This is a genomic window from Brasilonema sennae CENA114 (assembly GCF_006968745.1).
Taxonomy (GTDB): domain Bacteria; phylum Cyanobacteriota; class Cyanobacteriia; order Cyanobacteriales; family Nostocaceae; genus Brasilonema; species Brasilonema sennae.
Genome location: NZ_CP030119.1, coordinates 104251 through 117652, shown reverse-complemented (window position 1 = coordinate 117652; position 13402 = coordinate 104251). Strand labels below are relative to the sequence as shown.

Sequence of the window (13402 nt, the reverse complement as noted above, 5' to 3'; positions counted from 1 at the left end):
TTGGTTGGAGTTAACAAAATTCAATATCAAATCGTGAAATCAAGTAATGATTAGATATTTAAGCTATTTTCTGTCCATCTATTAAGGGTAAATTCCGCTTGAGATAAAATCTTGACTTTTTCTTGACCTTTGGTGTGTATAGTGCAATCACTATGTACCAAATAAAGTTATAAAAAAACTTTTCTCTGCTTCTATTGAGGCGAGTTTTTTTAGGTACTATTGTGACTAAATTGATATCAACAAACTATAAATCATTACTTTTAGAAAGGAGGAGGAATACGATGAAGAAGATGTTAAACAGGGTTCCAGAGATTACACTTGTTTTCTGGATTATTAAGGTTCTCGCAACCACGGTAGGTGAAACGGCAGCAGATTATTTGTCAGTAACCCTGAACCTTGGTTTAAGTGCTACATCGTATATAATGAGCGGCATATTATTGATTGTGCTTTTGAATCAGTTTAGGCTGAAACGGTATATTCCATTGAGTTACTGGATTGTAGTTGTTTTGATGAGTATTACTGGCACACTGATCACTGATAGATTGGTGGACGAGCTTAAAGTTAGTTTGATGACAACTACTGTGATTTTTAGTGTTTCCTTATTGGTAGTCTTTGCGCTCTGGTATTCAAACGAAAAGACGTTAGCCATGCACTCCATAAATACAGCGAAAAGAGAACTTTTCTACTGGGTAGCTATTTTATTTACGTTTGCCTTGGGAACCGCAACAGGAGATCTCTTGGCAGAGGCTTTGAAGCTGGGATATACCCAATCAGCACTGATATTTGGTGCTTCAATTGCAGTAATAACAGTCAGTTATTATTACTTCAGAATGAATGCTGTTTTGGCATTTTGGTTAGCTTACATCTTGACTCGTCCGCTTGGAGCATCTATAGGCGATTTACTATCCCAACCTGCTTCAAATGGTGGCTTTGGTTTAGGTACGGTTGGCACTAGTATGCTTTTTCTTTCTATAATAACGAGTTTGGTTATTTACTTAAGCCTGAAGCAGAAGAAATCAGTATCATTGCCGATCAACTCACAACACTGATTGGCGCTCGCCTTCTCGAACTTGGGCATTTTTCTGTTTGTGAAGAGGCGATTTGGTTGGCAATTTGTGATCGCCTGATCCATCCCTTCACTGTTCAATAGCTTTTAAAACTGTAGTCCTGATTCCACATAGCTTAGGTTGTTTCTACCAGACTGCGCTCATCGGAATGATGATGACTTACTATTTTTTATTGTGAAAAAGAAATGAACAAAGTTGCAAAAGTCACAATTTTCTTCTGGATTATGAAGATTATCGCCACGACGCTTGGCGAGACGGCAGGTGACTTCATCTCAATGTCTCTTGGGCTGGGGTATTACATAGCCTTTGCCGTAACGTTCGCCATTCTGGCTATTCTCCTGTTTTTTCAAATTCAATCCGACAGATATCGTCCAGTCCTTTATTGGGCGGCTATCATTGCGACAACCACAGCGGGAACCGAAGTTTCAGACTTGATGGATCGATCTCTCGGGCTGGGCTACGCAGTGGGATCGCTTATCCTGGTAGCCAGTCTGTTGAGCGTTCTTGCCATCTGGTACTACCGGGATCGGGATCTGAGCGTTTATCCGATTATGAGGAAAGACGCAGAGACCACCTATTGGCTGGCTATCGTGTTCTCCAACAGTTTGGGAACGGCATTTGGTGACTTTCTGACAAGCAACTTGGGACTGAGCTATATTGAGGGCGCATTCGTGACAGGCAGCGTCATTGGTGTTGTCATCGCCCTTCACTACCTAACAAAGTTGAGCGATGTTTTCCTATTCTGGCTCGCGTTCATCTTCACGCGACCCTTCGGAGCCACCTTCGGAGATTTTCTTACCAAACCAGTCAAAGATGGTGGTCTATCACTGCCAAGGGGCTATGCTTCGGCGATCGCCTTTATCCTGCTGGCTGTTGTCCTATTCTTTTCAGTGCGAAAGGAGAAAAAAGTGCGTCACCCAATTGAGTGATGCATTTAAACTGCTGCTACTTGAAGGCGGAAGACGGAAGTCACGTTAGCAGAGAGTAAGGTTTTCATTCCCAAGCATATCTTTTGTGAGCTTAATATTTTAACATATGATACAAATTATTTCTACCTTTTGGTTGCGTTATATACATCCTCGTTTGATTTCCTTAATCGCCACAATTGGTATTGTTGGACTTACTAGTTGTCTGCTGATCCTGTTTGTTGTCGCCAAGCTTGCTGAAGAAGTTTTAGAGAAAGAAGCTTTTGCATTTGATACATCTTTTCTTTTATGGTTGCATCAGTTTGCTAATCCGAGTCTAGATAATTTAATGCTGGCTATAACGAGTCTTGGTAGTCCAACGACAGTAGTAGTAGTCGCAGCATTGACTTTAGGAACACTTTGGTGGCGACATTACCGAGTCGAAACATATATTTTTGTACTTACCTGTTTAGGAGGATTAATTTTAAATACAGGTTTAAAGTTATTTTTCTCAAAACCCCGTCCGCAACTTTGGACACTTTTGATTTCTGAAAAGTCTTTCAGTTTTCCTAGCGGTCATGCACTAGGTTCTATGGTACTGTACGGTTTTATTGGTTATATACTAGCTACTCATTATCCTAAATTTTCACAGATAATCTACACTTTGGCAGTTATTTTAATTGTGGCAATTGGTATCAGTCGGCTGTATTTAGGAGTACATTGGCCGACAGATATAATTGCAGGTTACAGTATTGGATTTTTGTGGTTGATGATATGTATCACGATGCTGAAACTACAGAGATTAAGGCAGGGACAGTCTCTTGATTGAAAAAGCTAAACTTGATTGATCGGTTGTGCTGGGATGAAATAGCGCATATGTTCGTTCCCGTAACACTGTTAATATAGAACCACATTGTTTTTAGCTAGTGAAACAACAGAAAGACAACTGTGAAAATTCTCTTGGTGGAAGATGATGAGCGTATTGCCCTAGCACTAGCAGAAGCATTAACTGACCAACATTATGTGGTTGATATTGCGTCAGATGGTCAAGTAGGGTGGGAGTTTGTTGAAATCTTTTTCTATGACTTAATTGTATTAGATATAATGTTACCTCAGTTAGATGGTATCAGCTTTTGTCAGCAGTTGCGTAGAAGAGGTTATTCTATGCCAATTTTAATGCTGACAGCTAAAGACACCAGCACCGATAAAGTGACGGGGCTAGATGTAGGTGCAGATGATTATGTGATCAAACCCTTTGATTTACAAGAGTTAATGGCTCGAATTCGCGCTTTGCTGCGGCGTGGAATTGCTATTTTACCTCCTGTTCTGGAATGGAAAAATTTGTGTTTAGATCCTAGTAAAATTGAGGTGACATATCAGGGAAAGCCGATACATCTTTCTCCAAAAGAATATCGAATTTTAGAGTTATTTATGCGTCATACTCATCGAGTGTTTAGTCGTAGTGAAATTCTTGAACATCTTTGGTCTTTTGAGGAAATACCAGGAGAAGAAACAGTTAAAGTTCACATTAGAAGTTTACGCCAAAAATTGAAATTAGCTGGAGCATCTGCTGATTTTATCGAGACAATCTACGGCTTAGGTTATCGCCTCAAGCAATCTGCTTAAGTTTATGTTTCAGACTTTACGCTGGCGGCTTTTATTTTCATATATAACCGTTATGGTGGTTATTTTGGGAGTATCCACTGTAGCCGTTTATGAGTTTATTGCCTACAAACTCTATCAAAAACTAGACCGCCAGATGATTACATTAGCAGATGCGGCTGCTCATAGTTTACTAACAATTAAGGCTGATGCAAAAGCGATTTCGCGTAGAACTCCTCGGAATTTAGATTATGATGATGACTTAGATATACCTTGGCAAGATTTACACAATAATTATCAAAGTGTGGAATGGTTTGATGCCAATGGTCGGTTATTGGGTAATGCAGGTCGTTATATTCCTCAAATTCCATTTAATCCAAATATAAAAACTTCTCAAAAGGAAAAAATCCGCAGCATTATTATCCCTGTCTACTCCGCTAGTTTTATTCCAGAAAAAAAACAACTACAAGGATATGTACGGGTAAATGAATCTACTGAAAATTTGCAAGAAGAACTCGATAGGCTTATGTGGGGGTTCAGTTGTGGAGGACTCATTGCTGTTATTTTAACTGGGATTGGCAGTTGGTGGTTGACAAGACAATCCTTAAAGCCTGTTGAACAAAGTTTTCAACAATTAAAACAGTTCACTGCGGATGCTTCCCATGAGTTGCGAAGTCCCCTTACAGTTGTAAAAACCTCTGTTGAGGTGATGATGAATCACCCAGAACGAATTCATCCCAATGATGAAAAGAAGTTGAAAGCGATCGCAAGCGCGACTAACCAAATGACTCGTTTAGTAGAAGATTTACTCCTGTTAGCAAGAACTGACACCACACAAACGCTAACTTTTAAGTGGGTATCAATTCCCCTAGATGAACTTTTAGAAGATTTGATAGATTTACTGCAGCCACAAGCAGATGTTAAAGGAATCATCCTCAAGTCAGAAATACCCGAAGAGGTGTTTGTTAAGGGGAACCCTGTTGAGTTGAAGCGATTATTTTCTAATCTCCTAGAAAATGCTTTGCAGTATACACCAACTGGAGGAACTGTGAGTGTCGGGGTAGTGAGACGAGATCGCTTTGTTTTTGTTTCTGTCAATGATACTGGTATTGGTATTGCCTCAGAAGATATTCCACTAGTTTTCAATCGCTTTTGGAGGGCAGATAAAGCCAGAAGCCACAGAGAAGGAGGTTTGGGCTTGGGATTAGCCATTGCTGCGGCGATCGCCCACACTCACAGCGGAGAAATCACTGTCAAAAGTCAAGTTGGCGTTGGTAGTTCTTTTCAAGTACGCCTGCTTGCTGTTTTGAAAACATACTGAGTACAGAAATTAGTTCAGATATTAACTATCTTTCCGAGTTTTTTACTTTTCACATCTAAAGTAGCTAGTACCGCTTTGCGAAATTCAAAAACCATGATTGTTCTGTAGCTTTTAACAAAAGTGGAAATGGTTTAGCAAATTCGTTTACCTGTACTAGAACAGTAAGAGAATGAATCCGTTAACTGAAAAACCGCCTCGTCAAAAGTTGCATCTTCATTACCTGGATGGCTTACGAGGAATTGCAGCTTTGTATGTGGTAGCCGTACATATTGAACCATCTCTAGGAGAAAAGTTACCTACATTTTGGTTACTTTTTCAAAATACACTGAGATATGGTGCATTCAGTGTTGTTGTTTTTATTGTCCTTTCTGGCTATGTTTTAATGTTGCCAGTTACACGTTCACAAAGTGGTTTTGTTTCTGGTGGTTTACTTGAGTATTTTAAAAGGCGTTGGCGTCGAATCTTACCACCTTACTACGCGACTCTGTTGGCATGTCTCTTACTCGCATTTGCAATATTCTTGCTAGAGAAATTTACTACTTTTCAATGGGATGAAGTTGCAGGAAAAGGCCCATTTTCTCCTGACTTTTCATTGATTGATGTGTTATCTCACCTATTCCTTGTTCACAATTTTGCCCGTAGTACATCCATGACTATTAACCCACCAATGTGGAGTGTAGCAACAGAGTGGCAGTTATATTTTTTATTTCCACTTTTACTACTACCCATATGGCGGCGTTTCGGGTTGTTATCAGTCGTTATTGCTGGCTTTAGTTTAGGAATATTACCATTTTATATTCTGCATGATTTTTCAATGGCAACCAGTTCTTGGTTCATTGGCTTATTTACCTTGGGAATGGCTGCAGCAGAAATTGGATTTTCTCAAAAACTCCAGTTAATTGCTTTGAAAAAATCCTTACCGTGGGGTATTATGGCAATAACTTTAACTATTGTTGCTTTTATAACTGAGTGGAAAAGACTGGGACTACCGATATGGATTGGTCAGAGTTTTTTTGGTGCTTCAGCAGCTTGCCTATTTATTTACTGCACTCAGTTTGTGATTTCGGGCAAAAAGTTACCTCATGTTTTGGGGATATTTGAGCATCCTTGGGTAATTACACTGGGTGCATTTTCTTATAGTCTGTATCTCACCCACGGACCAGTCATCACAATGCTACGTTACTTTCTTTATAGTCTAAATATGACGCCCTTCATGTTTGCGACAACATCTTACTTGATGGGTATAGCAGTATCCTTACTCATTGCTTATTGGTTTTATTTAATTTTTGAGCGACCATTTATGTCAAACTTCAATCGTCGCAAGTGAGATTTTGAGGTGATTTGTTTACGGCGAACACGTAGTGTGCGCTTGCGCTTACAGAATGACATTCACGATTTTTTGACTTTTGCAAGAAGTCTAGTTATTGGGACTTTAGAAAATTCGGACTGGAAAAGTACCTGAAATCCTTGGCAGATAACGGAACTTAAACATTTTTGAGGGATAAACAAGCCTCAAACCCATACAGGGTAAGGGAAATACACCAAATGCTCAAAAATGGTTGAAACCCAAATATATCAAAAAACTAGGCGAAATGATGTCAAAGTCTTTCTGTATATAGATTTGAGGTTTGTTTATGGGTGTTTTTTGTCTAAGTCCCAATAAGGGAAATACGTCGATGAGCTAAAAATGTCTCAAGTTCAGTTCAATCAAGGAAAAGTGATGAATCGATGTAAAACCTTTATCACATCTAAGTTTGGAGCTAATTTGAGCTTAGTTTTTTACAAAGTCCCATGCAAGTTTTTATATTGTTTTGCAAACTAGACTTAAAAAAATCTTCGTCAAACTAGATTTCATCCCAATTTCATCTTCTTCTGAGAAATTATGAGTAGTGCTTAACCATTAACATCGCTCTCATCCCAACTGGTTGAGCAGCATTGGAAAGCAAATATCCCAGCCAGGGGTCTAAAAAATGCTCAATTCCATCATTAAATGGGCGATCGCTCGCCGTTGGCTAGTCGTTTTAAGTGCAATTATCCTGATGTTTTGGATATTTAGGACAATTATCCAAATGCCTCTGGATGTCTTCCCCAGCTTTGCGCCCCCCCAAGTCGAAATTCAAACTGAAGCACCGGGACTTGCTCCCGAAGAATTGGAATCCCTGGTAACTTTACCAATTGAAAGTGCAATTAACGGGACTCCGGGCATCACTGCGGTACGCTCTTCGAGTGCGGCGGGCATTTCTGTTGTCAAAGTCATTTTTAACTGGGGAACCGATATCTATCAAGCTCGCCAGCTAGTAACAGAGCGATTGCAACAAGCTCAAAGTAAGCTTCCATCCGGGGTAGAAACGCCACAAATTTCCCCTACCAGTTCCCCCATTGGCACTGTACTACAGTATGCCTTTACTTCTCAAAGCACTCCTTTAATGGAAGTGCGGCGTATTGTTGATTGGCAAGTGACAAACCGCCTTTTGGCTGTCCCCGGCGTTAGCCAGGTAGTAGCATACGGTGGTGATAGTCGTCAATATCAAGTATTGGTTGATCCAGAGAAATTAAAAGCATTTAATATTACTTTACAAAACATAGTAGAAGCAGCTTCTGCTGCCAATGTCAATGCTCCTGGTGGCTATTTTATCACCCCTGACCGAGAAAAGTTAATTCGGGGTATTGGGCGGATTGAATCTATCGAAGAATTACAGCAATCAGTCATTACCTCGCGCAATGGTACGCCTATTAAGTTATCCGATGTCACTAATGTGCAAATTGGTGCAGCTATTAAACGGGGCGATGGCACCTTTAACGGTCAAAAGGCAATTATTGTCATGATTAATAAACAGCCGCAAGCTGATACTCCCACTGTTACCCGCGCCATAGAAAGGGCGATGGAAGAGATTAAAGCAGGCTTACCTAAAGACGTTCAGGTACACCCAACATTTCGTCAAGAAAACTATATCGATTCTTCTATTGAAAATGTTAGAGAAGCTTTAGTTGAAGGCAGCATTATTGTTGCGATTATTCTCATTCCGTTTTTGATGAATTGGCGCAACTTGGCTATTTGTTTAACTGCTCTTCCCTTGTCTTTACTAATAGGAGTACTGGCACTGAATTGGTTGGGACAAGGTTTAAATACGATGACTTTGGGAGGGTTAGCAGTAGCAATTGGTTCAGCAGTTGATGATGCGATTGTCGATGCTGAAAATGTCTTTCGTAACCTGCGAGAAAATAAATACTCTCCTAACCCGCGTCCTGTTCTAGATGTTGTATTTGACGGCTGTCAGGAGGTGCGCGATTCAGTATTTGGAGCTACGATAATTACAATAGTTGTCTTCTCTCCAATTTTTGCTTTGAGTGGCGTAGAAGGTAGCATTTTTATTCCAATGGGGTTGGGATATCTAGCAGCAGTTCTCGCTTCTAGCGTGACAGCATTGACGGTGACTCCAGCTTTATGTGCAATTCTTTTGCCTTACGGTAACTTGCCAGAAACCGAACCTTGGGTTGCGAGATTTTTTAAAAAGCTCTATCATCCCCTGTTAACATTTTCTATACGCCGTTCTGGAATTATTATCGCCGTAGCTGCTGCCAGTTTAGTAGCAGCAACTGTGATTTTTCCCTCCTTTGGAAGAGTATTTTTACCAGAGTTTCAGGAACAAACTTTGGTAAATACCGTGTTGCTATATCCGGGTGTTTCTCTGGAAGCGACTAACAGTGCAGGCTACGCTATCCAAGATGCACTTAAGGGAGACTCCAGATTTCCTTACGTGCAGTTACGTTCTGGACGTGCGCCTGGTGATGCGGATGCAGCAGGGGTGAATTTGGGACACTTGGATATTGAGTTAAGCGACTCAGGAATGAAAGACAGGGAGGCGACTATTGAGAAGCTGCGAGAGGAATTTGCTAAGTTACCAGGGGTAGCACCGAATATTGGTGGTTTTATCTCTCACCGGATGGATGAGGTGTTGTCTGGAGTCAGGAGTGCGATCGCAGTCAAAATTTTCGGTTCAGAATTAGAACAACTCCGCACTATTGGGAGTCAGGTAGATGAGGTGATGAAAACCGTTAATGGTATTGTAGATTTGCAACTTGAACCTCAAGTACCAGTAGAACAGATACAAATTAAGTTCAATCGAGGAGCAGCTTCTCGATATGGTTTGACAGTTGGAAAACTTTCCGAAATTATTGAAACTGCGCTCAATGGACGAGTAGTGTCTCAAGTGTTGGAAAATCAACAAACTTTCGATTTAGTTGTGTGGTTAAAACCAGATGCACGGCAAAACCTGGATACCATTAACAATTTATTAGTTGATACTCCTGGTGGTAATAAAATTCCCCTAGCACAAGTTGCCGCAATTGACAATGGTACTGGTCCCAACACTATCAACAGAGAAAATGTTTCCCGTTTGATTGTGGTTTCTGCTAATGCAAGCGGCAGAGATTTGCGCTCTATCGTGAATGAAATTCAAACCAAAGTTAAGCAACAAGTACAGATACCCTCTGGCTACTATATCCAGTATGCTGGTCAATTCGAGGCGCAAGAACGAGCTACTCAAAATATCTTAATTTTTAGTGCCATAGCCTTTGTCGTCATTACAGTAATCATGTACCTTTCAGTCAAATCCATTCCTTCTACCGCCATGATTATGATTAATTTGCCTTTGGCATTAGTCGGAGGAATATTTTCGGTAGCTTTGACTGGAAGCGTTATTTCCATCGCTTCTTTGGTTGGTTTTGTCACTCTATTTGGAGTCGCCACCCGTAATGGTTTGTTACTGGTGGATAATTACAACACCAAATATGCTGAAGGGATGGCTTTTAAAGAAGTTCTGATGAAAGGTTCAATGGAACGTCTTAACGCTATTTTGATGACAGCTTTTACTTCAGCTTTAGGATTAGCACCCCTAGTCGTTGAAAGTGGTCCTGGAAAGGAAATTCTGCAGCCACTTTCAATAGTCGTATTGGGTGGGTTGTTTACTTCTACAGCGTTAACGCTAGTCGTTTTACCTGCGTTGTATGCTAAATTTGGTAGGATTTTGCTGCCAAAGAGAACTATGCCAGTTGTAGCTAATGGTAAGGCAGTTGGAGCCGTTTTGGAAAATTGATTTGTAAAAATTACTGAGTGTGAAAATAACATCAATTTTTCTTGGTGCAAGATCTGAGCTAACCAAAAAAGTAAATTTCATCCTGATTTCATCTTGATTTGAGAAAGTAAGTACAGTGCCGAACCTTTAACATTGCTACTCATCCCAACAGGCTGAGTAGCATTGGAAAGCAGATATCCCAGCCAGGGGTCTAAAAAATGCTCAATTCCATCGTCAAGTGGTCGATTGCCCAACGGTGGCTAATCGTTATCGCTTCTATATTAATTAGCCTGTGGGGATTTCGCGTCATAACGCAAATGCCTTTAGACGTATTTCCTGCCTTTGCACCACCACAGGTGGAAATTCAGACAGAAGCTTCTGGTTTGGCACCAGAAGAAATTGAGTCTTTGGTCACTCGCCCAATTGAGAGTGCTATTAATGGTACACCCGGACTAGAATCTTTACGCTCTGCTTCTGCCGTGGGGATTTCTGCTATTAAAGCCGTCTTTAGCTGGGACACTGACATTTACCGTGCCCGTCAACTGGTGACAGAGCGATTACAAGGGGCAAAACTGCCACAGGGGGTAGATCAGCCAGAAATTCTCCCTGTTAACTCGCCCTTGGGATGGGCTGTCAAATACGCCTTTTCTGCTGAAAGCACTGACATGATGGAAGTGTGGCGCATTGTCAATTGGGACGTGAGAAACCGCTTACTGGCAGTGCAAGGAGTTAGTAATGTATTTATCTACGGTGGAGATGAGCGTCAGTATCAAGTTTTGGTTGATCCAGACAAGCTGAAAGCGTACAATGTTTCCCTGCTAGAAGTTACTAAAGCAGTGCAGAATGCTAACGTTAACGTGCCAGGAGGGTTTTTAATTACTCCCGACCAGGAAACGTTGATTCGAGGAATCGGGCGTATCGAGTCGATTGACAAGCTGAAGCGTTCGGTGATAAAAGCAACTAAAGGCACACCCGTATTATTAGAACAGGTAGCAGAGGTCAAAATTGGTCCAGCACTGCGGCGTGGGGATGGGCTATTTCAGGGCAAGCGAGCGGTGATTTTAACTGTTAGCAAGCAGCCTGCGGCAGATACTCCCACCGTTGTGAAAGCTGTGGAAGCAGCAATGGAGGAGATTAAGCCAGGGCTACCAAAGGATGTCAAGTTTACTAAGACGTTTGACCAAAATTTATTTATCGAAGCTTCCGTCAAAAATGTTGAAGAAGCCCTGCGCGATGGCACGATTATCGTTTCAGTCATCCTTGTTATCTTTTTGATGAACTGGCGCACGGTCATTATTAGCCTCAGTGCGCTACCTTTATCGTTACTGTTGGGGATGATTATTCTAAACTTTACTGGACAGGGCATTAACACCATGACTTTGGGAGGACTGGTCGTTGCCATTGGTTCTGTGGTGGATGATGCCATTGTGGATATGGAAAACGTTTACCGCCGATTGAGGGAAAACCAAATAGCAGGCAACCCTAAAAGTCCCTTGCAAGTGGTGTTTGATGGTTCAGTGGAGGTGCGAGTCAGTGTTTTATTTTCTACAGTGATTATTGCGGTGGTCTTTGCACCTATTTTTGCCCTGTCTGGAGTAGAAGGTCGTATTTTCACACCAATGGGGATGGCTTATCTGCTATCGATTCTCGCCTCCACCTTAGTTGCATTGACACTGACTCCAGCGTTGTGCGCCTTACTACTGGCAAATCGCCGCTTGCCCAGTACAGAAACTTGGCTAGAGCGTAAAGTACATCAATTTTATCGTCCGGCGTTGAAGTTTTCAATTCGTCGTCCCAAGGTGATTTTAGGGGTTGCGCTCGCGGGCTTTGTAGCTTCTATGATTATCCTGCCGGGGTTAGGCAAAGTCTTCCTGCCAGAATTCCAAGACCGCTCCTTGGTGAATGCAATAATTCTTTTACCTGGTGAATCTCTAAATGCAACTGACCAAGCAGCTTTAGCAACTATGGATGCCCTCAAAAATGATAAGCGCTTCGATGCCATTGCGTTTCGCTCTGGGTTTGCCCAAGGAGATCCAGATGTAGCAGGGGTGAACTTTGGGGAATTGGATGTGCAAATTAGCTCAGAAGGAGCAAAAAACCGGGAGAAAACAATTGAAGTACTTCGCAAAGAGTTTGAAAAACTTCCTGGTGTCGCCACGAATATTGGTGGATTTATTTCACACCGCATGGATGAAATTCTCTCAGGAGTTAGGAGTGCCATCGCCGTCAAAATCTACGGTCCCGAACTCGAACAACTCCGCACTATTGGCAAGCAGGTACAGTCGGCTATGAGTGGTGTTCCCGGCATTGTGGATTTGCAACTCGAACCCCAAGTTCCGGTCAAGCAGATCCAAATTCAGTTTGATCGCGATGCAGCTGCTCGTTATGGATTAACTGTCGGGGAACTGGCAGAAACGATAGAGACTGGGCTGAACGGTAAAGCTGTTTCCCAAGTGTTAGAGAAACAACAAACGTTCAATCTTGTCGTGTGGTTGCAAGAGCGCTACCGTAACAATTTGGATGTGATTGGCAATTTATTGGTGGACACACCCAACGGGCAGAAAATTCCCCTTTCCCAGGTTGCCAAAGTTGATTATGGCACAGGACCAAGTACCATTAACCGTGAAAACGTTTCCCGCCTGATTATAGTCTCAGCCAATGTTTCCGGACGGGATTTGGGGTCTGTGATTAAAGATGTGCGCGATCGCGTCAAGCAAGTACAACTACCTGGGGGGTACTACATCCAGTATGGCGGTCAGTTTCAAGCACAAGAGCAGGCAACCCAAACCCTCCTGATTTCGGGGGCAGCTGCTTTTGCTGCGATCGCCGTGCTGATTTACTTTGCTGTCAAGTCAATTCCTGCTACGCTGATGATTATGATTAATTTGCCACTAGCGTTAATCGGTGGTGTAATTTCTGTTGCTATAAGTAGTGGGATAATATCTGTCGCTTCGATGGTTGGTTTTATTACCCTATTTGGTGTTGCCACCCGCAACGGTTTACTGTTAGTGGATAACTACAACAATCGCCTAGCTGAAGGAATACCGCTCAAAGAAGTAATTGTTGAGGGTTCGATGGAACGCTTAGTGGCAATTCTATTAACAGCTCTTGCATCAGCACTTGGTATGGTTCCCTTAGTAATTGGCTCTGGCGCAGGCAAAGAAATTTTACAACCTTTAGCGGTAGTAGTGTTAGGAGGATTGTTTACTTCCACTGCTTTAACACTGTTAGTTTTGCCAGCTTTGTATTCTCAATTTGGTAGATTTTTAGTTCCTAAAATTTCTACAAACATACAAAATATTGAAGGAACTCAAGGGTCAAAAAAAGAGTCAATTGTATAAGAATATTTATGGATTTGATATATTGAAGAAAATCATAAATATTCTTAGGAAGCAAGGCATAATAAGAAGTGTAAAAACTTCATAAAACGGG

At 41.6% G+C, this 13402-nt stretch carries 8 protein-coding genes; all 8 read left to right on the top strand.

Translation table 11 applies throughout. The annotated features are described in order from the left end of the window. Positions 1-281: 281 nt before the first annotated feature. The 8 genes from DP114_RS32900 to DP114_RS32865 all read left to right on the top strand — a co-directional run bounded on the left by DP114_RS32900 (position 282) and on the right by DP114_RS32865 (position 13311). Positions 282-1049 (top strand): COG4705 family protein, encoded by a 768-nt coding sequence (locus tag DP114_RS32900; protein ID WP_169263282.1) that lies wholly within the window; start codon positions 282-284, stop codon positions 1047-1049. Positions 1050-1252: 203 nt separating this feature from the next. Next, positions 1253-1996 carry a COG4705 family protein gene (locus DP114_RS32895; protein ID WP_171978381.1) on the top strand — a complete coding sequence of 248 codons (744 nt, stop codon included), beginning with the start codon at positions 1253-1255 and terminating at the stop codon, positions 1994-1996. A 106-nt stretch (positions 1997-2102) separates the two neighbouring features. Beyond that, positions 2103-2801: a phosphatase PAP2 family protein gene (locus tag DP114_RS32890; RefSeq protein ID WP_171978380.1), complete on the top strand. Its 699-nt coding sequence runs from the start codon at positions 2103-2105 to the stop codon at positions 2799-2801. 119 nt (positions 2802-2920) lie between these two features. Next, complete coding sequence (locus DP114_RS32885) at positions 2921-3598, top strand: response regulator transcription factor (protein ID WP_171978379.1); 678 nt, start codon at positions 2921-2923, stop codon at positions 3596-3598. Positions 3599-3602: 4 nt separating this feature from the next. Beyond that, positions 3603-4895 carry a sensor histidine kinase gene (locus tag DP114_RS32880; RefSeq protein WP_171978378.1) on the top strand — a complete coding sequence of 431 codons (1293 nt, stop codon included), beginning with the start codon at positions 3603-3605 and terminating at the stop codon, positions 4893-4895. Positions 4896-5064: 169 nt separating this feature from the next. Next, a complete protein-coding gene (locus tag DP114_RS32875; protein WP_171978377.1) occupies positions 5065-6222 on the top strand; it encodes an acyltransferase family protein in 1158 nt (385 codons plus the stop codon). A gap of 643 nt (positions 6223-6865) precedes the next feature. Beyond that, entirely contained in the window at positions 6866-9991 is a 3126-nt protein-coding gene (locus tag DP114_RS32870; protein WP_169263276.1) for an efflux RND transporter permease subunit, read from the top strand. A 197-nt stretch (positions 9992-10188) separates the two neighbouring features. Continuing rightward, a complete protein-coding gene (locus DP114_RS32865) occupies positions 10189-13311 on the top strand; it encodes an efflux RND transporter permease subunit (protein ID WP_169263275.1) in 3123 nt (1040 codons plus the stop codon). The last annotated feature ends 91 nt before the right edge of the window (positions 13312-13402 follow it).

Bases quoted from the DNA above. Each gene is read 5' to 3' on its own strand.
- DP114_RS32900 (WP_169263282.1), top strand. From the start codon at position 282: ATGAAGAAGATGTTAAACAGGGTTCCAGAGATTACACTTGTTTTCTGG.
- DP114_RS32895 (WP_171978381.1), top strand. From the start codon at position 1,253: ATGAACAAAGTTGCAAAAGTCACAATTTTCTTCTGGATTATGAAGATT.
- DP114_RS32890 (WP_171978380.1), top strand. From the start codon at position 2,103: ATGATACAAATTATTTCTACCTTTTGGTTGCGTTATATACATCCTCGT.
- DP114_RS32880 (WP_171978378.1), top strand. From the start codon at position 3,603: ATGTTTCAGACTTTACGCTGGCGGCTTTTATTTTCATATATAACCGTT.
- DP114_RS32875 (WP_171978377.1), top strand. From the start codon at position 5,065: ATGAATCCGTTAACTGAAAAACCGCCTCGTCAAAAGTTGCATCTTCAT.
- DP114_RS32870 (WP_169263276.1), top strand. From the start codon at position 6,866: ATGCTCAATTCCATCATTAAATGGGCGATCGCTCGCCGTTGGCTAGTC.
- DP114_RS32865 (WP_169263275.1), top strand. From the start codon at position 10,189: ATGCTCAATTCCATCGTCAAGTGGTCGATTGCCCAACGGTGGCTAATC.